The 20626-nt window shown below is 53.8% G+C and carries 16 protein-coding genes; 7 read left to right on the forward strand and 9 right to left on the reverse strand.

The genetic code is table 11. The features are described from left to right. Positions 1-165: 165 nt before the first annotated feature. Positions 166-1911: a methyl-accepting chemotaxis protein gene (locus D3P07_RS18335; RefSeq protein ID WP_182914388.1), complete on the forward strand. Its 1746-nt coding sequence runs from the start codon at positions 166-168 to the stop codon at positions 1909-1911. A 113-nt stretch (positions 1912-2024) separates the two neighbouring features. Here D3P07_RS18335 and D3P07_RS18340 read toward each other — a convergent pair whose 3' ends face one another. From D3P07_RS18340 to D3P07_RS18350, 3 genes are all read right to left on the reverse strand, one after another. Further along, positions 2025-4058, reverse strand: coding sequence for an ABC transporter ATP-binding protein (locus D3P07_RS18340; protein WP_119801709.1), 2034 nt, complete (start codon positions 4056-4058; stop codon positions 2025-2027). Between the two features lie 19 nt (positions 4059-4077). Further along, complete coding sequence (locus D3P07_RS18345; RefSeq protein WP_119801710.1) at positions 4078-5826, reverse strand: ABC transporter ATP-binding protein; 1749 nt, start codon at positions 5824-5826, stop codon at positions 4078-4080. A gap of 395 nt (positions 5827-6221) precedes the next feature. Further along, positions 6222-8555: an ATP-dependent DNA helicase gene (locus D3P07_RS18350; RefSeq protein ID WP_119801711.1), complete on the reverse strand. Its 2334-nt coding sequence runs from the start codon at positions 8553-8555 to the stop codon at positions 6222-6224. Positions 8556-9029: 474 nt separating this feature from the next. Between D3P07_RS18350 and mle the strand changes: the two genes are divergently transcribed. Continuing rightward, positions 9030-9875, forward strand: coding sequence for an alpha/beta fold macrolide esterase (gene mle, locus D3P07_RS18355; protein ID WP_119801712.1), 846 nt, complete (start codon positions 9030-9032; stop codon positions 9873-9875). A gap of 67 nt (positions 9876-9942) precedes the next feature. On the opposite strand, the gene D3P07_RS27130 is transcribed toward mle, so the two are convergent. Both D3P07_RS27130 and D3P07_RS18360 read right to left on the reverse strand, forming a co-directional pair. Beyond that, the gene (locus D3P07_RS27130; RefSeq protein WP_182914423.1) at positions 9943-10098 is read right to left on the reverse strand and encodes a hypothetical protein; all 156 of its coding nucleotides are present in this window, start codon (positions 10096-10098) and stop codon (positions 9943-9945) included. Positions 10099-10256: 158 nt separating this feature from the next. Further along, positions 10257-10553 (reverse strand): cold-shock protein, encoded by a 297-nt coding sequence (locus tag D3P07_RS18360; RefSeq protein ID WP_310732562.1) that lies wholly within the window; start codon positions 10551-10553, stop codon positions 10257-10259. A 290-nt stretch (positions 10554-10843) separates the two neighbouring features. Here D3P07_RS18360 and D3P07_RS18365 point away from each other — a divergent pair, with 290 nt between their 5' ends. After that, the gene (locus tag D3P07_RS18365; RefSeq protein WP_119801713.1) at positions 10844-10975 is read left to right on the forward strand and encodes a DUF4023 family protein; all 132 of its coding nucleotides are present in this window, start codon (positions 10844-10846) and stop codon (positions 10973-10975) included. 98 nt (positions 10976-11073) lie between these two features. Here D3P07_RS18365 and yidC read toward each other — a convergent pair whose 3' ends face one another. Together yidC and D3P07_RS18375 are read right to left on the reverse strand one after the other, a co-directional pair. After that, positions 11074-11925 carry a membrane protein insertase YidC gene (yidC, locus tag D3P07_RS18370; protein WP_119801714.1) on the reverse strand — a complete coding sequence of 284 codons (852 nt, stop codon included), beginning with the start codon at positions 11923-11925 and terminating at the stop codon, positions 11074-11076. Continuing rightward, positions 11883-12218, reverse strand: coding sequence for a hypothetical protein (locus D3P07_RS18375; RefSeq protein WP_119801715.1), 336 nt, complete (start codon positions 12216-12218; stop codon positions 11883-11885). The genes yidC and D3P07_RS18375 overlap by 43 nt, the downstream gene beginning before the upstream one ends. A 97-nt stretch (positions 12219-12315) precedes the next feature. Between D3P07_RS18375 and D3P07_RS18380 the strand changes: the two genes are divergently transcribed. Then, on the forward strand, positions 12316-13824 hold the full coding sequence (locus D3P07_RS18380) for an ABC transporter substrate-binding protein/permease (RefSeq protein WP_119801716.1): 1509 nt from the start codon (positions 12316-12318) through the stop codon (positions 13822-13824). Further along, the gene (locus D3P07_RS18385) at positions 13817-14539 is read left to right on the forward strand and encodes an amino acid ABC transporter ATP-binding protein (protein WP_119801717.1); all 723 of its coding nucleotides are present in this window, start codon (positions 13817-13819) and stop codon (positions 14537-14539) included. The genes D3P07_RS18380 and D3P07_RS18385 overlap by 8 nt, the downstream gene beginning before the upstream one ends. A 222-nt stretch (positions 14540-14761) precedes the next feature. Here the strand turns inward: D3P07_RS18385 and serS are convergent, their stop codons facing one another. Continuing rightward, the gene (gene serS, locus D3P07_RS18390) at positions 14762-16066 is read right to left on the reverse strand and encodes a serine--tRNA ligase (protein WP_119801718.1); all 1305 of its coding nucleotides are present in this window, start codon (positions 16064-16066) and stop codon (positions 14762-14764) included. A gap of 337 nt (positions 16067-16403) precedes the next feature. Next, positions 16404-17978 (reverse strand): BCCT family transporter, encoded by a 1575-nt coding sequence (locus tag D3P07_RS18395; RefSeq protein ID WP_119801719.1) that lies wholly within the window; start codon positions 17976-17978, stop codon positions 16404-16406. 208 nt (positions 17979-18186) lie between these two features. Here D3P07_RS18395 and D3P07_RS18400 point away from each other — a divergent pair, with 208 nt between their 5' ends. Further along, complete coding sequence (locus D3P07_RS18400; protein ID WP_119801720.1) at positions 18187-19896, forward strand: GAF domain-containing sensor histidine kinase; 1710 nt, start codon at positions 18187-18189, stop codon at positions 19894-19896. Then, entirely contained in the window at positions 19871-20539 is a 669-nt protein-coding gene (locus D3P07_RS18405; RefSeq protein ID WP_119801721.1) for a response regulator, read from the forward strand. Before D3P07_RS18400 ends, D3P07_RS18405 begins: the two co-directional genes overlap by 26 nt. Positions 20540-20626 lie beyond the last annotated feature (87 nt).

The following is a 20626-nucleotide window of genomic DNA, read 5'->3' on the forward strand; positions in this document are numbered from 1 at the left end:
TCCGGTCCGATCTGATACTTTCCTAACATTAGCAACTAAACTTTTCTAATAATTGCATGCTAGTGTAGGATATTAGGCGGGACCGGTCTGTTCTAACCGATACTTACCATGGTGAACAAGCCTATGTCTTGCCAGCCTTTACAACAAACGAGAGGTGTGGCATTCATGTTCAAATGGAAAGACCGCAGTTTGGTCGTGACAAGCTCTCTGGTATTAGCCCTTATTCTGATCGTGTTGATCAGCGCGACGCAGTGGCTATCCTACAATTCCCAGAAAGCAGCATTTTCCAAAGAAATCCAAAGTTTGGGTGTGACGCTAGGTTATCAGCTTGAATTCGAATATGATCTTGTAGCAGAAGCATATGAGGAATTGCTGCAGAGCGGAACCCATGATGCATCAGCCTTCAGCATTCTGAAAAATAAATTTGAAGCCATGGTGCGCAATGAACGGGTAACGAATGCCTATATCTATATGCCGGAAGTGAAAGAAGTGGACGGCAAGCGGACGGCTATCATGCTGCAAAGCAACGAAGAGCTGAGCCAGACGGGACTCGCACCAGGCGGATCATACGCGATGGCGGAGAGATTCGACACAGCATTCCAGAAGGCACTGAATCAAGAATCGGCATGGACAGAGGTCTATGAGGATGACTTTGGCCAGTGGGTTACATACGTGAAACGAATTGAAGATACAAGCGGCAAGGTGGTCGGCATGTTCGGCATTGACTTCGACTATGGTCAAGTGGATGACGAGTTGGGCTCCATGCTCTTGAGAAGCTTCCTTATCGCCGCTGCCTTATCGGCTGGCGCGATCCTGGTTATTACAATTCTTGTGCGCCTCGTGCTCCGTCCGCTTCGCCGGCTGGCTGAAGTGTCTGAGCTGGCTGCGGCGGGAGACCTGACTATAGCGGTCAATGCGAAGGGCGATAACGAAATCGGGCAGCTGTCCAAATCCTTTAACAGCATGATTGCAAGTCTGCGCAAGCTGACTGGCGATATTCGCAACAGCACGGGAGAAGTAGCCGGCTCGGCAGAGAATATGCAGCAAAGCGCGGAGATGACTTCCCGCGCAACAGAAGAAGTGACGGAAGCCATCCAAGAGGTAGCATCCGGATCAGAGTCGCAGTTGCAGAGCTTCCAGGAATGCCAGCGCGCAATGGGAGAGATGGCGGTCGGCATCGGACGGATTGCCGAATCGTCGGCCATCGTCTCAGAGATGGCATCGGATGCCACGACTCTGGCTACTGAAGGCGAAAGCGTCATGGAGCAAACACAAACCCAGATGAAGGACCTGGAGCAAAATGTGGAGCAGACCGTTATGACGCTCCGTGAGCTCAGAGACCATAGCGAGAAGATTGAAGGCATTCTCGGCCTGATCGGCGAAGTGGCGAATCAGACCAATCTCCTTGCCTTGAATGCATCGATCGAAGCGGCACGCGCCGGAGAGCATGGCAAAGGCTTCGCCGTGGTCGCTGTCGAAATTCGCAAGCTGGCGGAGAGAAGCAAGGAGTCCTCGGAGCAGATTAACGACATTCTGAACATGATTGGCATGCGTACAAGAGAAGCCGCCAGCTCCATGGAGCGTTCAGCGATCGCAGCCCGTGAAGGGTCGGCCGTAGCGACACAGGCCGGCGATTCCTTCCGCTCCATCGTTAATTCCATTAAGCAAGTATCAGCCCAGGTGCAGGAAGTATCCGCCGCGGCCGAGCAAATGTCGGCCGGCAGCGAAGAGATCGCAGCATCGCTGGATCAGCTGTCGTATATCGCACAGTCTACCGCTTCCAACGCACAGCGCGTGGCAGCTGCCTCAGAGGAGCAATTGGCATCCATGCAAGAGGTAGCGAGCGGCTCCGTGCAGCTCCGCAGCCTGGCAACCGGCTTGAACCAAGCGGTCGGACGTTTCAAAACATAAAAACTTGCCATAGATAAGAGGCCCGCAATACGCCGTTAACGCGTATTGCGGGCCTTTTTGCCCAATCACTATGCAGGTGCCCATGCACCTATGATCGCAAGCTATGAAGGCTACTAAGCCGTCTGTACGGAGCCTTGCTGAAGCTGGTACATCGCGTAATACTTGCCGCGATGGTCCATCAGCTCGTCATGGTTGCCGCGCTCCACGATCACGCCGCGGTCAAGCACCAGTATCTGGTCCGCCTGGCGAATCGTCGACAGACGGTGAGCGATAACGAACGTTGTACGGCCTTTCTTGAGGACGTTCAGCGCTTCCTGAATGACGGCTTCCGTCTCTGTATCAATGCTCGCTGTCGCTTCATCCAGTATGAGGATAGCCGGATCAAAGGCCAGCGCCCGCGCGAAGGAGATCAGCTGTCGCTGTCCTGCGGAGAGCGTGCTGCCCTTCTCGATGACTTCGGCATCGATGCCGCCTGGCAGCTGGCTGAACATCTCATACGCGCCGACATCCTTCAGCGCTTGAACAACTCTCTCTCTGGAGATCGACGGATCATCCAGACTAACGTTCGACGCAATCGTTCCGGTGAACAGGAATGGGTCCTGGAGCACGATGCCCATATGTTGTCGGAGCATCTGCTTCGGAATATCACGCACATCCCGGCCGTCTATCATGATGCGGCCTTCCCCGTCCTTAATATCATAGAATCGGAACAACAAGTTCAGAATCGAGCTTTTGCCGGAGCCCGTATGCCCGACCAGAGCAACCGTCTCGCCTTGGCTTGCATGGAAGGTAATGTTCTTCAGCACGTATTCACTTTTCTTATAAGCGAATGATATGTTCTCGAATGACACATTTCCTTTATAACGCTCCAGCTTACCTTGGGCTACATCGATGCCTTCTTCATCCATCAGCTTGAATACCCGCTCCGCCGAGACCCGGGCCGTCTCCAGATTGGAGAGCTGATTGACAATGCCGACAATCGGCGAGAACATCCGGTTCATATAGTCGATATAGGCGAACAATACGCCGACCGTCACCAGCGTTCCCAGCGTACCGCCCCAGAACATCCAGATGACGATCAGGAACAGCACGTTTCGAACGACATTGACCAGGTTATGGGACGTAAGCGAGTTCAGATTCAGCAATTTGTTCTGATATTTGAAGTAATGATCGTTCATCTCGGCAAATTCGGTGGACGTCTCCTTCTGGCGGCGAAAGGCTTGGATAATCGTCATGCCCTGAATCGATTCATTGATCATTGCGTTGATCTCGCTTAGCTTCGCCCGGATAATACGGTTATACTTGGCCGCGAACTTGCGGTATACAATAATCCAAATGATCAACAGCGGTATAAGCGGAAGTGTAATAAGTGCAAGGCGCGTATCCAGCAGGAACAGCGCTCCGAAGATAGCGACCATATAAATCGTACCCGTAAAAAAGTTCGCCAATACGCCTACATACAGCTCGCGAATCGCTTCCGTATCGTTCGTAATACGGGATACGACCTGGCCCGCGGCCAGATTATCATAATAATTGACCGGCAATCGCTGCGTATGCGCATATACATCATTGCGCATCTTGCGGACGATGCGGTTGGCGGACGTCTGCAGCATTAGCCGTTGTCCATAGGTCAAGGCCGCAACTACCAGCAATAGGCCGAAATAGATGGCTGCCAGTACGAGCAGTCCCGGCACCTCCGGTTTATAGAAGCTGTACAGCTCCTTGGATGCCAGCTTCGTCACGGGATAGACGTTTTGCTCGCCTGTCGTGCCGTTCGTCACAGTCAGCTCATTGCCTGTCACTTCCCGTTTGCCGGTCTCACTGACCAGTACGCCGCTCAGGAAGTAATAGCTTCTGCCCACTTGCAGCACGCGTGCCTCCGGTCCTTTCTCTCCGCTCTCCTCGCCGGAGAAGCGGTCCTCCCGTTTGTACCAATTGCCTTGATACTGCACGGCGTAAGGCTGATCGCCTTCCACCTGATGCCATTTCTTCTCGATGCCGAGAATGTTCTGATCGATCATTCGTTTGGCAATTAGCGGGCCCGTAAGCTCCGCGCATACCGCAAGCACGAGAAGCGCCAAGGCGATCAGAATCGTTTTCTTATACAGCATGGCGTATTGAAACAATCGTTTGCCTGTTGTACCCATTGTTCTTCACGCCTCCTATCTATTCAGTCTCGATTGATGCTTCCAGCTGCTGACGGTCATACTGCTCACGGTACCAGCCGCCGCCTGCAAGCAGGCGGTCATGCGTGCCTTCTTCCACGATCTTGCCGTCCTCCAGCACGATAATCCAATCGGCATGCTGCACCGCAGACAGCCTATGAGTTGTAATTAAGGTCGTCTTGCCTGCCCGCTCTGTGCGAATGCCCTCGATGATCTCCGCTTCCGTCTTCGCATCGACGGCGGATAACGCATCGTCAAGCATCAGAATTTCGGGATCGGCGATCAGTGCGCGCGCAATGCTTACCCGCTGCTTCTGTCCGCCGGATAACGCGACCCCTTTTTCGCCGACCATCGTATCCAGCCCATCCGGCAGGAAAGCGATATCCTTCGCGAAGGAAGCATGCTCCAGTGCACGCTGAAGCTCATTCTCCGACGCATCCGTACGGCCGAAGAAGATGTTCTCTCGAATCGTCTTGGAGAAGAGAATCGGCTGCTGCGGCACATAACCGATCCAGCCCAGCACTTGGTCGATCTTCAGATTGCCTAGCGGTTCTCCAGATACCCGGATATGGCCTTTGCCAAGCGGATATTCGCGCAACAATTGCTTGAGCAGCGTAGTCTTGCCGCTGCCTGTACGGCCTACGATGCCCAGCGTTCCGCCCTGGCGGAGCTTGAGCGATACATTCGCCAGGTTGTCGACCTCCGAGGACGGGTAGCGGAACGTCACTTTATCAAATTCCAGCGAGGCCGGAGCGCCCACCACGGCTGGCTTCGCAGCGTCCTTCACATCTTGCTTGTAGCCCAGTGTCTCGTTCACCCGGTCCAGAGAGGCGTTGCCCCGCTGCATAATATTAATCAGTTCGCCGATCGCGAACATCGGCCAGATCAGCATGCCAAGGAAAATGTTGAACGAGACCAGCTCGCCCAGCGTAATTTCATTATGAAATACGAGAAAGCCGCCATAGCCAAGACCAATCAGATAACTGCTGCCGACGAGAATTTTCATCGTTGGCTCGAAGAGCGCATCGATTTTGGCTACCGCAATATTTTTGCCCAGCACCTCATCTGTCTTCGCATTGAATCGCCCTTCGCTTGCTTCTTCCTGCACGAATGCACGGATAACGCGCACGCCTGCCACCGATTCCAGCACTTGGTCATTCATCTCGCCAAAAGCGTCCTGCGCTTCTGTGAACCGCTCGTGAATCTTTTTGCCGTAGTAGGACATTGCAATAGCCATGAGCGGCAAAGGAATAAGCGCAGCCAGAGTCAGCTTCAGACTGATAGCGGCAGCCATGACGATCAGAATCGTAATCATAAACAAGGTCGAATCGACCAGCGTCAGAATACCGAAGCCTGCCGTTGTCGCTACAGCGCCCAGGTCGTTCGTCGAACGGGCCATCAAGTCGCCGGTCCGGTTCCGTTCATAGAAGGTCGGCGTCATGCGCAGGAAGTGGCCCATCATACTGGAACGAAGCAGCCTCTCCAGCACGAATGCCCCGCCAAAGAGCTTATAATGCCAGACATACGTAATGAGATAGCCGACTACGGTTATCCCGATCCACATATACATAATGCGGTTGAACTCGGACGTGCCGAGCACGTTCTGGCTGATCCCGTCTACCACATAGCCAAGCAGCCAAGGCGGAATAATATCAAGAATTCCAGTCAATACAAGCAGCGTAATCGCCAGCGTGTATCTCTTCCATTCCTTGCGAAAGAACCAGCCCAATTTTTTCAATACGCCAAACATCGCTTTTTACCACACCTTCCGTCTCGCATCCACAAGTCTGATGCTTCTCTTTCTAATCAGGTTGCTGCTGGTTGTTCTCGCTTTCTACTCAAACAAAAAGAGCCTGTCGCCGTAACGACACGCTCTTATCCGGCCTGGAATTGTCCCCGCGCGGAACGCGGGAGCCCTTTCCAAGACACAATAAAGGCGCATGATTACGGATACGTAATCCTGCGCCTTTGATATCGGGAATATCCCTGACATGCAAAGCTATTGTTCGCGCAGATGGATTACGTTGTGGAATCCGTTATTAAAGTGACCGTGCAAATCGTTATTCCGCATGTTCGTAATCCTCCTTCTTTGCTAGAAAATTCTTGAAATCTATTTGTCACTTTATCATCCCGATCAAGAAACTGTCAATCCAAAAGTTCGCTATAAGTGTTCTTTACCGCTTGCAGCCATTCCTCTGGAAGAAGCCTGCGGTAATCTTGTTCCAGATACCGGTCATCGATCAGCATCAGCTGTCCTTCGTCGGTCTCGGATCGGATAAGTCTTCCGCCCGCCTGGAGAACCTTGTTCATGCCGGGTATGACATAGGCATAGTGAAAGCCTCTATTCCCCCGCTGCTGGTAGTAAGCTCTTAACGCATCCCGCTCCAAGCCCAGCTGCGGCATGCCGACACCTACGACGACGACGCCAATTAACCGGTCCCCCGGCAAATCAACACCCTCCGAGAAGACCCCGCCCATGACCGCGAAGCCGACGAGCGACCGCTCTCCTCCCGGCTGGAAGGCCTCCAGGAAGCCGTCACGCTCCTCCTCCGTCATATCGCTTCGCTGCACCTGAACGGCAGGCCGATCCCCGGGCGGCATCTCTTCGCTGTCCATCAACTCTATATATGCTTCATGGACCGCATTCATGTAGGCATAGGACGGAAAAAACACAAAATAATTGCCCGTCCTCGACATAATCATCCGATGCACGATGCCGGCGATGGGCCTATACGATTGCCCGCGGTCATGATATCGGGTCGAGATCGGATGAATCGAGACGTCAAGCTGCCCGCTGTCAAAGGGGGATGCCAGAGAAATCGTATAGTCCTCCTCTGCCCCGCCCAGCATGTCCATATAATAGCCGAGAGGCGTTAGCGTGGCCGAGAAATAAATAGCAGAGCGATAACCTTTCATCATGCCCTTCAGCAGCTCGGAAGGATCGAGACAATACAGCTTCAAGCTGACATCGCTCCGCACGACTTCCGTCAATGTGGCGTAACGGGCGTCATACAGCTTCGCAGCACGGAGAAATTGCTGCGACTGGAAGTAAAGATCCAGCCAAGTAGCGCCATCGCCCTCGAGCAGAGGCTCGATCTCCTCCGTGAAGCGCTCCACGAGCATAATCAGCTCCTCCGGCTTCTCCTGCTCCATGGCTGACGGCCTTCCGTCTCCTAGAAGCTTGCGTCTCGCGATAAAATAATCATTGATTGCTTTCGCCGCGCTATATGCGCCGGGATGCTGGCCCTTCAGCTCCCGCTGCAAGGCCAGGAAAGGGGCTTTTGTCAGCATACCGGAAAACATCTCACGTCCCCGATCTGGAAGATGATGCGCCTCATCCACAAGCAGCGCCGTCCGCTTCTTCACTTCTCCATACAGACGCTTGAACGAAACGCGAGGATCGAAGACGTAATTGTAATCGCATATGACCATGTCAGCGGCATACGCCAGGTCCAGCGAATATTCGAACGGGCACACTCGATGCTTGCGTGCGTAACGCTCGATGACAGGCCTCGTCAACAGCGTCTCCTCCCTCAGAATATCCAGAACCGCCCCGTTGATCCGATCATAGTAGCCGTCTGCGTAAGGACAATGCGCCTTCTCGCAGCGGGTCTCCTCCTGAAAGCAAATCTTGTCCTTGGCTGTAATGGTTACCGCATGCAGCCGAAGCCCCTGCGATTCCATCAGCCGCAGCGCATCCTCAGCCGCCGCTCTCGTCGTCGTTCTGGCTGTCAAATAATAAATGCGCTGAAGCAATCCCTGGCCTATCGCTTTGATGGCGGGGTAGGTAGTGGAGATCGTCTTGCCGATGCCGGTAGGCGCTCTGGCGAACAGAGATACGCCTTCCTCTATGGACTTGAACACAGCCCCTGCCAGCTTCCGCTGACCCGTCCGGTAGGTATGGAACGGGAACGGGAGTTGCCCGATGCTCGCATCGCGTCTCAGCTCATGCTCTCTGCGAAGCCGGGCATACGGGGCATACTGCTCGATCATGCCGAGAATATCCGATTGCAGCTCCTCGAAGCTGGCCTCCCGGATGAAGCGAATCGTCTCATCCGTCAAGGTGTGAACATACGTCAGCTGTACGCTCATCTTTGGCACGGCGTTGTCTCTCGCATACATATAGGCATAGAACCAAGCCTGCGCCCAGTGAACAGGCAGTCCTCCCTCTTCCTTCACGCGGACAAGATCGCCCCTCGTCGACTTAATCTCGTCGATCATTGGCACAGCCCCAGAGGCAAGCAGCCCATCGCATCGTCCGTCAATGGCGAACTGCAGACCTTCTCCCCAGACGATATCCGCCTTCAAGTACACTTCCTTCTGATCGTCCTCGCCATATTCACTCTGGATGCGCTGATGCGCCTTCGTACCATCCAGCATGGCGTCCGCGCTCTGCAGCCGGGCATCGATGCTGCCGCTGGAGTAGACATATTCAACTAACTGTCTAACTGAAAGGGATACCGTATACGTCTCTGACATAATCTCTCCTTCACGTCCGCCCGAAAGAACATTTGTTCCCTTAGTTTAGCATACATCCAAGAGTTGTCCAGCCGTTCCAAGGATGCATTTCCATGCATAAAATCGGGTTGACAGCAAAAAAAAACCTATGGTAGTATGAAAATCAATTCACTTGAACGGAGGGTTACGTGTGTTGAACTGATGATTCGATTGCTCGATGCGCATAGAATACAGGTAGTGCCTATAGGCTCTCTTTGTGCATCGTAATCGAAGAATGGTTTGCCATACGGTAACCCAATTACAGAAGGGCGCATCCCGCGCAACCCCCGCCTGCAAGGACAATAACGGCTATAGCATACGCTGACTGCCCATGCCTATTGTCACTTCCGAAGGCTTGGCGTTCGCTTCACGCTCCCTTATGTTCTCGATTACGACTCGCACAGGCCTATGGCCTGTGTTTTTTTATTCTCGAACCCCGAATGGAGGAATGATGATATGACTCAAAAGCTAATTACGAACGATGGAGCGGTTATCTATACGGAAAGCTTCGGCAATCCAGCACACCCTGCCGTCTTGCTCATTATGGGAGCGCAGTCCTCCCTCGTTTGGTGGCAGGAGGCCTTCTGCCACTATCTCGCTGACGAAGGCCGGTTTGTGATCCGGTACGACAACCGTGACACCGGACTATCCACCACATACGAGCCCGGCCAGCCAGGCTATACATTCGAGGATATGGCCGATGACGCCATTCATATTCTGGACGGCTACGGCATTGAGCAGGCCCATATTGTCGGCATGTCCATGGGCGGCATGCTGGCTCAGATGATTGCGCTTCGCCACAAGTCCCGCGTACGCACCATTACGCTGCTTGCAACTTCTAACTTCGCTGCACATCTTCCTCCTATGGAAGAAAAGATAATGGACTATTTCTCGAATGCAGGTCAATTAGACTGGACGGACACCCAAGCTGTCATCAACTTCAATATCGACAAGTCAAAGCTGCTCTCCGGCTCCAAAAACCCGTTCGATCTGCCTCGGATCTCCCAGCTGGCTGAGGAAGAAGCGAGACGCAGCTCTCGAATGGAGAGCATCAACAATCACGTCTTGGTCTCAGGCGGGGAGCATTACTTGACGCGCACAAGCGAGATTGATATTCCCGCTCTAGTTATTCACGGAACGGAGGACCCCATCATTCCCTATCCGCATGGCCAGCATCTGGCGGATACCATCCCTGGAGCCACACTAGTCACGTTAGAGGGAAGCGGCCATGAGCTGCACCATCATGACTGGGATGCCATTATCGGAGCGATCAGGGCCCATACTTCAATCAGATGCTCATAAAAGCAGACAACGGCAGCCCAGAATACCTGAATGGTATTCTGAACTGCCGCTTATTTTTGACTATAGCTTAGATTTCCCGCTTCTGCTCCGTCTTCTGCTCATAAGCGCTCCCGATTTCAGGCACCTCTGTGAACAATCCAAATTCCTCGTCAATGTCCCGTTCGGTAACCAATCCTTCGTGCTTGACGGTGTCCGGCAGCTTCACGCGTTGATGCTCCTTCAAAACAAGGCCTCCTCATGCAAGTGCTGGCTTTCTAATCTTGCTATAGATTACCCTTTCTAGGGCACAAACAACCAACACGCGAACCGTTCCCTCTATATACAGAAGAACGCTGCATGAAAGGGATCCCTCCATGCAGCGTTCTTCGGAATGGCAGCAGCTTAGCCCTTCAGTTCTGCCGTCGAATTGACCAGCATGGGTAGCATTTTTTCGCCGCTTACCATTGGCGCGTTGCACATAATACAGCTTGGCACTCGCTCGAATGAAAAGTTGTCTCTCATCCAGCTGTTGCAGCCCTCAGTCTCGCATGTCCATACTTTCGTGTTTTCAAGCGGAATTTCTTCTAGCGGTTTTTTACGATTGTACATGGCCAGCCTCCTTCGCGCCAGCGCCAACGCTTGCCGATGAGCCGGCAGGCGTCCGCCTCGCAGATATGTGTAATGTGCGTTCCCCGTCATCTTGCTGCCTCCGACAAGCCCTGGACAAAACGGAAAACTGCCTCAAACGCTAGGTCAGCGGGCAGTTTTCGTCTATGGGGCTCTGTCGTCTCCAAGGTGACAACAGGAAGTTAAGTATTAAATTTCCGTCATTGTACCATGTACACCGGAATAAGGCAAATCCCTTCAATACTTGTTATTTTGAACGCTCCATTACGCCAGAATGGGCTTGCATGCCCTATTTCACTATTATTATTCAAGAGAATCGAAATTCATGACTCGGGGGAAAGTGGACAGGAGGAGGTGAGCTAATGAGCCAGACAGATTCATTCGTGGACAAAGTGAAAAACACGCAGCAAAAAGCCGAGCGGAACAAGCGTACCAACGGCCAGGGATCGCCAGGCGCCCAGCTATCCAACAAGCAGCATAGCACCAATAAATAATCGCCAGAAATGCCAAAAGAGGCTCCCCTGTTATCCAGGGAAGCCTCTTTATAATGGTTAGGGATACGTGTGCAACTCGCTTGATCTCTCCAATAGGATCAAGCCCCGCTCTTCCGGGTCTTGGCCTTAGGCGCCTCGATGACGGTGTCTGGAAGCTTGACCGGCGGATATAGCTTGGCAAGCAGAAAGGATTGTCCGATCATAAACAATCCCCCCGTCACCCAATACAGCGATATAGCAGCAGGCGCCCACAAGGCGAATAATCCCATCAGGATCGGCGAGAGATAGCCCATGAACGCCAGTTGCTTGTTAGCCGAGTTGTCGACGCCTCTTTGGGACACCTTGAATTGCAAGAAATAGACGAAGGCCGCTATAAGCGGCAACCATAGATCCGGCTCCCCTAGCTTGAACCAGAGGAATGTGTGGGTAGACATCTCCGGTGTCAGCCGTATAGCCGAATACAGCCCCGTCAGGATCGGCAATTGAATGAGCATCGGCAGGCAGCCGATCGCAAGCGGATTGACATTATGCTTCTGATACAGCTCCATGGTCTCCTGCTGCTTCTTCTTTAGCACATCTTGGTCCTTCTTATCCTTGTACTTCGTCTCCAGAGCTTTCAACTCCGGCTGCAGCACGGCCATCTTGGCTTTCATGCTCCGCTGCGACTTATGCTGTCTAACCATCAGCGGGAAGAGAGCAAGACGGATAATAAGGGTGATCGCTATGACAGCGAGACCGTAATTATCACCCAGTGCTCCTGCCATACCGCTAATCAGCTCGGATAGCGGATAGATAACATAATGATTGAACACGCCCGGCGTATCCTCATTGATCGTTCCTGTGGCTGAACCGCAGCCAGGCAGGATGACCAGCAGCGCCAGCACTGCGAGCGCAACAATAATTTTCTTTATCCCGCTATTCCGGGAAGAGATGAATGATCGATTGGACATATAGCCCCTCCTCGTTGATTGGATCTAGCTTGAACCAACGAGGCGTTGCACTCCGGATCATCTTCTTCCGGCGCATCCTTGCGCTTGATATGACGGACCAGCCGCTTCTGTACGACGGCGGCAATCGCCACAATGCGGCGTTCCGTTGCAATCAGCATCCCTTTCTCATCATCGCTGCGGATGATCGTCGCAGACACCGTATGCAAATGGGCAGAATAAAGTCCTGCTACTGCGCAGATCCAGCCGATCGTAAGCAGATAGGGCAGCCATTCCTGGAGCTCCAACTCGAACATTTCCATCCCTCCCTTCCTCGGATTACAAATCGTTTTTAATTATACGGATGCAAACTGGTTATAGTAACAACAATTCACAATGATCTGGAGAGGGCTTATGCGAAGAACGACTTTGCTGCGAATGATCTATCTGTTTCTTATTGTGTTCGTTGCCTCAACGGCATGGCTGCCCAGTCTTATTGGCGATACCCGCACAGGATTCGAACGCAATGCATCTACAGCTGTCGCCCCTACTGCTCCCAGCATCGGGGAAAAAGGAACGATTGTGCTCGGCACATCGCCCGACTATCCGCCCTATGAAAATGTGGATGCCAAAAACAACGGCGATATTGTCGGCATGGATATCGATATCGCTGCATTCATAGCGGCCCAGCTTGGCTATAAGCTTGAGATCGCCGCGATGGACTTCAACGGACTGATCGCCGCCTTGCAGACAGGGCGTGTAGACTTTGTCATGTCTGCAATGTCCGTCACGGAGGAACGAAAGCAGAACGTCGACTTCTCTTCTACCTATTATGTAGCCCGGAACACCATCGTGTCCAGAAAGAATGAGCCTTATGAGTCAAGTGAATCACTGGGAGGAAAAACAGTCGGCACCCAGCTTGGTTCGACGCAGGATCTCTACGCCCAGACGCTGGAAGGCGTCGAGCTCAAGAAGCTGAACCGAATTCCGGACCTCATACAGGAGCTGAAGACGGGCCGCATTCAAGCGGTAATCGTAGAAGATGCCGTTGCAGTAGAGATGACCGCAGCGAACTCGGACCTCATGATGAGCTTCCTGCCGCCAGGGAGCTCGGAGGACGGATATGCGATTGCGTTCCCTAAAGGCTCCGCTCTGGTGGAGACCTTCAACGGCGTGCTAGAGGAAATGAAGGCAAGCGGACAGATCGACGCCATAGTGGACAAATGGTTTGCCTCAGAACGCGAGCCGCAAGCGGACAACTTCCTGAATCTGAACTTCGGCATACTGAAAGGCTACATTCCTTACATGCTGAAGGGCGTCTATGTGACACTGCTCTTTACGCTTGTATCCGCCGCATTCGGTTTTATATGGGGCACCATTCTATCTCTCTTCAAAATATCCGGTGTCAAGCCGCTGGAGTGGTTCGCGACCGCCTATACCTCTGTGCTGCGCGGAACGCCGCTGCTCCTGCAGCTCTTCCTGATCTATTACGCGACGCCGCAGCTGTTCCAATACGACATCTCACCGCTCATGGCGGCGGGATTGGCGTTCGGCCTCAACTCCGCCGCTTATCTCTCGGAGACGATTCGCGGCGGCATTATGGCCGTCGATAAGGGGCAGCGGGAGGCGGCCATGTCACTTGGCATCCCGTATCGGACGATGATGATCAGCATCATCCTGCCGCAGGCCGTACGGACCATTCTTCCCGCGCTTGTGAATGAATGCGTCGCCTTGCTGAAGGAATCATCGCTCGTCTCCGTTATTGGCGTGCAGGATATTATGCGCAGGGCCAATGTTGTGCAGGCGACAGAATTCCGCGCGCTGGAGGCGCTCCTGTTCGCCGGGGTGATCTATTACGTATTGGTGCTCGTGCTCACCTCGCTTGCCCATCTGCTGGAAAGGAGGCTTCGCCGCAGTGATTAACGTAACGGAATTGACCAAAACCTTCGGCAAGCACCAAGTGCTGAAGGGAATCACGACCTCCGTGAGCAAAGGGGAGGTCGTCGCCCTGATCGGCCCTTCCGGCTCCGGCAAGTCGACCTTCCTGCGCTGCCTGAACCTGCTGGAGACGCCTACCTCCGGCATTATTACGATCAACGATACGGAGCTGACCAATCGGCACACCCACATCGGCAAGGTCAGGCAGCGTATCGGCATGGTCTTCCAGCATTTTCATCTCTTTCCCCATATGACGGTGATGGAGAATATCACATTCGCTCCACGCCGGGTGAAGGGTCTGTCTGCTTCAGCAGCAAAGGATAAAGCGCTGGCTCTGCTGGAACGCGTCGGCTTGGCCGATAAGGCAGACAGCTATCCATCGCGACTGTCTGGCGGCCAGAAGCAGCGCGTCGCCATTGCTCGCAGCCTCGCCATGGAACCGGATATTATGCTGTTCGATGAGCCGACATCGGCACTCGACCCCGAGATGGTCAAGGAGGTGCTGGCTGTCATTCAGGGACTGGCCAGCACCGGCATGACCATGCTGATTGTCACGCATGAGATGAAGTTCGCCCGCGAAGCCGCCGATACGATTTATTTCATGGACGACGGCAGGCTGGTGGAGAAGACGCCTCCCGCACAATTTTTCGAGAGCCCCCAGAGCGAGCGCGCCAAGCGGTTTTTGGAGAAGGTGCTGTAGCTGGACTGTAATCCCCTTCATTAACCAAAAAGCTCCTGGCGTTGGTGCTGTTATACACTCCGCCAGGAGCTTATTCGATCATCCGCTATCTTCCCCAAATCACCAGCTTCAATAAGCCCGCAACGATAAGCATTGCCCCATCACACTCTGTATATGACAACGGCTATGAGCCCTATTCCCGCTTGTTCCATTCAGCCAAGTCACAGCTTATCTGCACAGCGTTCAAGCTTCCTCTTCCTGAGGCCCGCAAGGCGGACGAAGCTCGGTCAATCCGTTCATATAAGGCCTCAGCGCCGCCGGAATATAGACCGAGCCGTCCTCTTGCTGATGATTCTCCAGCAACGGGATCAGGATACGCGGACTCGCGACCGCTGTATTATTGAGCGTATGGCAGTAGCGCAGCGCCCCCTCTTCATCCCGATAGCGAATATTGGCGCGGCGCGCCTGGAAGTCGCGCAGGTTCGACGACGAATGCGTCTCGCCGTACGCACCGCGGCTCGGCATCCATGTCTCCAGATCGTATTGCTTATACGTCTTCTGCGACATATCTCCGGTACAGACGGCCATCTGCCGGTAGGGCAGCTCCAGCTTCTGCAGCAGCAGCTCCGCATTAGCCGTAATTTCCTGCAAGATCGCCTCCGATACCGCGGGATCCGACTTACAGATGACCACTTGCTCCACCTTCGCGAATTGATGGACACGATAGAGCCCGCGAACATCCCTTCCTGCCGAGCCTACCTCGCTACGGAAGCACATCGAAGCGGCTGCCAGCCGGATCGGCGTTTCTGCCTCGACCACTTCTCCCGCATAATACATAATCAGCGGCACTTCCGATGTGCCAGCCAAATAACCGTCGACCTCATCCAGCTTATAGGCTTGATCGCGGCCAAGCGGGAAGTAGCCTGTGTGGTTCATCGCCTCTTCCTTCACCATCAGCGGCACTTCAAGCAGCAGAAAGTCACGCTCCAGGAGCAGATCCAGCGCCAGCTGCTGGACGGCCCGGTGAAGCTGCGCTCCCGCGCCCCTCAAGTAATAGTGGCGGCTCCCGCCCGTCTTCACGCCTCGCGGCACATCAATTAGTCCGTGCAATTCTCCCAGCTCGATATGGTCCTTCGGTTCGAACGGAAATACCGGCACTTCACCGACTCGCTTCAATTCCACATTGTCTTCGTCCGACCGGCCGATAGGCGTATCGGGCGAAACAACGTTAGGAACAAGCTCATATAAGGCGCCAAACCGTTCCTCAGCCGCTCTAAGCTCCGTTTCCAGCTCCGCGAGCTTGGCGTTGACGGTTTTCGTCTCCGCCCGGATTGCTTCCGCCTCTTCCCGCCGCTGCTCTTGCATAAGCCGTCCCACTTCGCTCGACAGACGATTGCGGCGCTCCCGCAGCATATCAGTGTCCCGCTTCAGCCTGCGCCGCTCCTCATCCCTTGCCAGCAGCTCATCCACCGACAGATGAATGCCCTTATGCCCTACTGTCACCCTTACCTCTTCCGCATGTTCCCTTACCCATTTCATGTCCAACATGTCACCGCGCTCCTTTTCGCATAGAAATACAAAAAGCGCCCTTATCCCTATGGGACGAGGAGCGCTTGTCTCGCGGTGCCACCCAAATTAACCGGACCAATTAGAGGGTCCGATTCTCTTTGTTCCGCGGTAACGGGCGGAGTCCGGCAAACTTAGGGAGCAGGCCTCATGCATCAGCCCTCACCTTAACGAATACGCCTCCGAGTTGGATTCTCTTCACTGGCATAATGTCCGTATCGTTTTTTTGTATTATATCCGAGGAGCAGACTAGAAGCAAGTCAGTTAGGCTTCCAATGGCCATGCCGGCATAATCATGACACCATCCCGCTATTCTGATCTACTTGTTCTTATGCTTGTTCGGCGCTTTATTCTCTTTATTCGCCGCTTCCTCCAGCCGGCGGAATCGCTTCAGGTCCCGATTTCGAATTGGCAGCGGCTCCTTGCGCAGCAGCTTGACCGTAGCGGCAATCATCAAGAGCAAAATAATGGTGAATGGCAGCGCAGCGACAAGTGAAGCCGTCTGCAGCGCATTCAGTCCTCCCGCGAAGAGAAGTACGCCCGCAATAGCCGCCATGAGGGTGCCCCATACGAATAATACAACCTTGGGCGGCTTCAGGCTCCCGCCGGTCGTCATGCTCGCTAGAATATAAGTAGCGGAATCTGCTGACGTCACCAGGAAGGTCAAGATAAGCAATATCGACAGCCCCGACATTATCATGGGCAACGGAAGCTGATCGAACAGCTGGAAGAGCGCAGAAGTCAAATCGTTGTGCACCGCAGCCGCTATTCCTGCATTCCGGTTCAGATCATGCCACAACGCCGTCCCGCCGAACACTGCAATCCATAGACATGCGATAAATGGCGGGATAATCATGACACCCAAAATAAATTCCCGAATGGTCCTGCCACGGGATACTCGGGCAACGAAGGCTCCTACGTAAGGCGACCACGCAATCGCCCAAGCCCAATAGAAGATCGTCCAGTCTCGCACCCATGTGCCGCCAACATAAGGCGTCATCCTCAAGCTGTATTGCACGAAATTGGAGACGTAATCACCAAGCGCCAACGTGAAGCTTTCCAGTATAAAGACGGTAGGGCCCATAATAAAGACATACACCAGAAACAGGAGCGCAACCGCCAAGTTGAAATTGCTTAAGTAGCGTATGCCTTTATCCAGACCTGTCGTCGTTGAAATCATGTACGCGATAAAGATGCAGAACAAAATGATAAGCTGGATAATCATTGTATTGCCCGTGCCGAATACGATATGGAGTCCTCCGCTCATCTGCATGACGCCTAGACCGATCGAGGTTGCGATACCCATAACCGTCGCAATGACCGCCAGCGTATCAATCGTATTGCGAACGGCAGGCTTGCTCCCGGTAATCGGCTCCAGCGCAGTGGATACCAGTCCATCCTTTTCTTTGCGAAATTGCAGAAAGGCGATAACGAGTCCGATCATAGCGAAGACCGACCACTGACTAATTCCCCAATGGAAAAAAGAATAACCCATGGCGACTCTGGCCGCGTTTTCAGATTGAGCTGTTATGCCCTCAAACGGTGTGGAGAAAAAATGACTCATAGGCTCGGCAACGCCCCAAAAAACTAACCCGACACCGAAACCGGCAGAGAAGAGCATCCCAATCCATGTGAAAAAGGGATATTGCGGCCGCTCCTTTTCCCCGCCCAGCCGAATGGACCCGAATTTGCTTATGGCTATTCCGAACAGGAAGAGAATGATCAGAAATACAGACAACAAATAAAACCAGCCGAAAGCCTTGGTTGATAACTCGAATAGATGCCCTGCTGCCTGGCCAAAGGATTCCGGCATAATCGCACCAATCACAACCAGCGCGAGGACGAGGACTGCCGATATCCAAAACACGACGTTTTTCAATCCGATCTCCTTCATATGCCACCTCATCGCATTTTCGTATGTTTAGAAGTATGCCTAAAGCATGGCAAAATGATGTGCACTGCGAGACACTTCTCTACACTGAATCCCGTTTATCGCTTGATAAGGCATAAGGCAGGCATGTATAGACCTTTCGCCTCGCCTTCATAACGATTATATTGGAAAGATGAGAATCCCTTAGAAGCATAGAGGAGGAGAAGCCCTCATGAACGATATGTCCCATATGCAAGAACTGTCGACGCTTAAAATGATTGCAGAGACACTTAACCGCTCTCATCATGTCTACAACATGCTGGACGCCGTCCTGGAGAAGCTGCTCGATGTGACCGAGCTCACCTTCGGCTGGATCTTCCTGATGGACGAAAACGGCCATCCTACATTCGCTGCCGACCGGAACTTGCCGCCTGCCTTGCTCCAGGATGACAAAGCCCCTATGAAATGCGGATCCTGCTGGTGCGTCGACCAATATCAGGACGATCGGTTGACGGATGCGGTCAATATCCTAAGCTGCCGCAGACTCAGTCAAGCCCGCGCAGCCAAAAGCGGCGATACATGCGGCTTCACCCATCACGCGACAGTACCGCTGCGGATCGGAGAACGCAAATTCGGCATCCTCAACGTCGGAGCGGCGGGCAAAAATCATTTTACGGCCGAGGAGCTGGCGCTTCTCCAGTCCGTCGCCTTCCAAATCGGCGTCGCGGTAGAGCGCATCCGGCTGCATGAAGCCGAGCAGCGGCGGGCCGAGCAATTCACCCGCTTGGGAGCGTTCAGCCGCTCGCTTCACCAGTCGGTCAGCTCCGGTATGGTGCCCGTTCAGCTTGCGGAGAATGCGATCTCTCTGCTCGCCGAGCAATTCGACTGGCCAATGGCCGCTCTGCTGGAGCGAACAGGCGACAGCCGATATGCGATCCAAGCCCTGCATGCCGACAAAACGCTGCATAACCATATCCTCACCGCTCCGGCATTCCTTGCAGCAGAGCTCAGCCGCATCTCCGGCGAATCGCGGTGCATGGAACTGAACATCCAGCAATCAAGCGATACCGGTGAAGCGCCTTGGAGCTTAGCGTCACCACCGCTCTCTGCCTTGCTTGCCGTTCCCGTCACGCCTCTGGTGTCGCAATCCGGGCGCTTCCTATTGATTCGGAGCGCAGGGCCCGCATTCCTGAACCGAGTCGAAAGCGAAGTGCTGGAGGCGGTGGCGGAGCATATAGCCGCTGCGATCGACCATGCGAGACTGGAGGAGAACAGGCGAGAGCTCGTTCGGGTAGAGGAGCGCAACCGACTTGCCCGCGACCTCCACGACTCCGTGTCCCAGATGCTCTTCTCCATTAGCATGACCGCCAAGGGAGCGGAGTCTTATTTGGAAAATGAGGATTTGGAGGCCGCCCGTCTCGCCCTGCAGGATATGACGGTCGTATCCAAGGACGCGCTGAAGGAGATGCGCTCTCTCATCATGCAGCTTCGACCGGCCAATCTGGACGGAGGCATTGCCAGAGCGATTATCGAATACGGCAAGCGACTTGGCCTTCATATCCGGCTGACATGCGATGGCTGTATGAAGCAGCTTCCGCAGGCCGTAGAAGTAACGGTATGGCGGGTTGCACAGGAGACGCTGAATAATGTCGCCAAGCATGCAGGCGCAGATACTGTAGACATCGCCCTGTACACGCATGATGCCAGCTTGGTTTATGTAGCCAAGGACAACGGCTCCGGAGTCAATCTGGAAGAGCTCCCGGCTAGCGGCAAGAGCCTCGGAATATCGATCATGAGAGAACGCGTGGAAGCGGCTGGAGGCCAGTTAAGGCTGGCAAGCGCACCGGGGGAAGGCATGTTGATCGAGGCTACGCTGCCTCTGTCCAAATTCGAAATGGAAGGAGTCATTCGCGGTTATGAGCATACGGATTCTGCTCGCTGACGATCACAAGATGGTACGGCGGGGGCTGCAAGTGTTCCTAACTTCTCAGAAGGATATGGAAATTATCGGCGAAGCATCTACCGGCCAAGAGCTGCTGGAACAAGCGGCATCGCTTGCGCCCGATATTGTGCTGATGGACATTCACATGCCTGTCATGGACGGCATTGAAGCGACAAGGCGGCTGGCTGAATCGCTGCCTGCTGTGAAAGTGATCGTTCTCACTTCCTTTTCAGACCAGGACCATGCCCTTCCTGCCATACGCGCTGGAGCGAAAGGCTATCTGCTGAAGGATCTGGAGCCTGAAGAGCTGGCCAATGCCGTCAGGCGCGTTCATGAGGGAAAGGTCGAGCTGCACCCCGATATAGCGGGACAGCTGATGAATCAATATATCCATCTATATCAAGGGAACTCCGCTCCATTTGAAGCTGATCTTCCCAGTCAGGAGCCGCTCACGAGAAGAGAGCTGGATGTGCTCCGGCTCATTGCTGCCGGCATGAGCAATCGCATGATTGCAGATGCGCTTGTCATTACCGAAAAGACGGTCAAAACGCATGTGACCCACATCTTAAGCAAGCTCGATCTTGCAGACCGCACGCAAGCGGCGTTGTTTGCGGTCCGCAATGGGCTCGACAAAGAAGCTTGACCCGTGCAACCCGGCGGGTCATCTCAGACCAACGTCGTAGAAACAGTCCGACCATAGCCGAATTACTTCGCTTATAAGATCAACCCT

The organism is Paenibacillus sp. 1011MAR3C5 (genome assembly GCF_003591485.1).
In the GTDB taxonomy this organism is placed as follows: domain Bacteria; phylum Bacillota; class Bacilli; order Paenibacillales; family Paenibacillaceae; genus Pristimantibacillus.

What these genes read in the sequence shown, in the direction of transcription:
- D3P07_RS18345 (WP_119801710.1), bottom strand. Translation starts at nt 5,826, where the DNA reads ATGTTTGGCGTATTGAAAAAATTGGGCTGGTTCTTTCGCAAGGAATGG.
- D3P07_RS18375 (WP_119801715.1), bottom strand. Translation starts at nt 12,218, where the DNA reads ATGTTCGAGTTGGAGCTCCAGGAATGGCTGCCCTATCTGCTTACGATC.
- yidC (WP_119801714.1), bottom strand. Translation starts at nt 11,925, where the DNA reads ATGTCCAATCGATCATTCATCTCTTCCCGGAATAGCGGGATAAAGAAA.
- D3P07_RS18335 (WP_182914388.1), top strand. Translation starts at nt 166, where the DNA reads ATGTTCAAATGGAAAGACCGCAGTTTGGTCGTGACAAGCTCTCTGGTA.
- D3P07_RS18360 (WP_310732562.1), bottom strand. Translation starts at nt 10,553, where the DNA reads ATGACGGGGAACGCACATTACACATATCTGCGAGGCGGACGCCTGCCG.
- D3P07_RS18405 (WP_119801721.1), top strand. Translation starts at nt 19,871, where the DNA reads ATGAGCATACGGATTCTGCTCGCTGACGATCACAAGATGGTACGGCGG.
- D3P07_RS18380 (WP_119801716.1), top strand. Translation starts at nt 12,316, where the DNA reads ATGCGAAGAACGACTTTGCTGCGAATGATCTATCTGTTTCTTATTGTG.
- D3P07_RS18400 (WP_119801720.1), top strand. Translation starts at nt 18,187, where the DNA reads ATGAACGATATGTCCCATATGCAAGAACTGTCGACGCTTAAAATGATT.
- D3P07_RS18395 (WP_119801719.1), bottom strand. Translation starts at nt 17,978, where the DNA reads ATGAAGGAGATCGGATTGAAAAACGTCGTGTTTTGGATATCGGCAGTC.
- D3P07_RS18365 (WP_119801713.1), top strand. Translation starts at nt 10,844, where the DNA reads ATGAGCCAGACAGATTCATTCGTGGACAAAGTGAAAAACACGCAGCAA.
- serS (WP_119801718.1), bottom strand. Translation starts at nt 16,066, where the DNA reads ATGTTGGACATGAAATGGGTAAGGGAACATGCGGAAGAGGTAAGGGTG.
- mle (WP_119801712.1), top strand. Translation starts at nt 9,030, where the DNA reads ATGACTCAAAAGCTAATTACGAACGATGGAGCGGTTATCTATACGGAA.
- D3P07_RS18350 (WP_119801711.1), bottom strand. Translation starts at nt 8,555, where the DNA reads ATGTCAGAGACGTATACGGTATCCCTTTCAGTTAGACAGTTAGTTGAA.
- D3P07_RS18340 (WP_119801709.1), bottom strand. Translation starts at nt 4,058, where the DNA reads ATGGGTACAACAGGCAAACGATTGTTTCAATACGCCATGCTGTATAAG.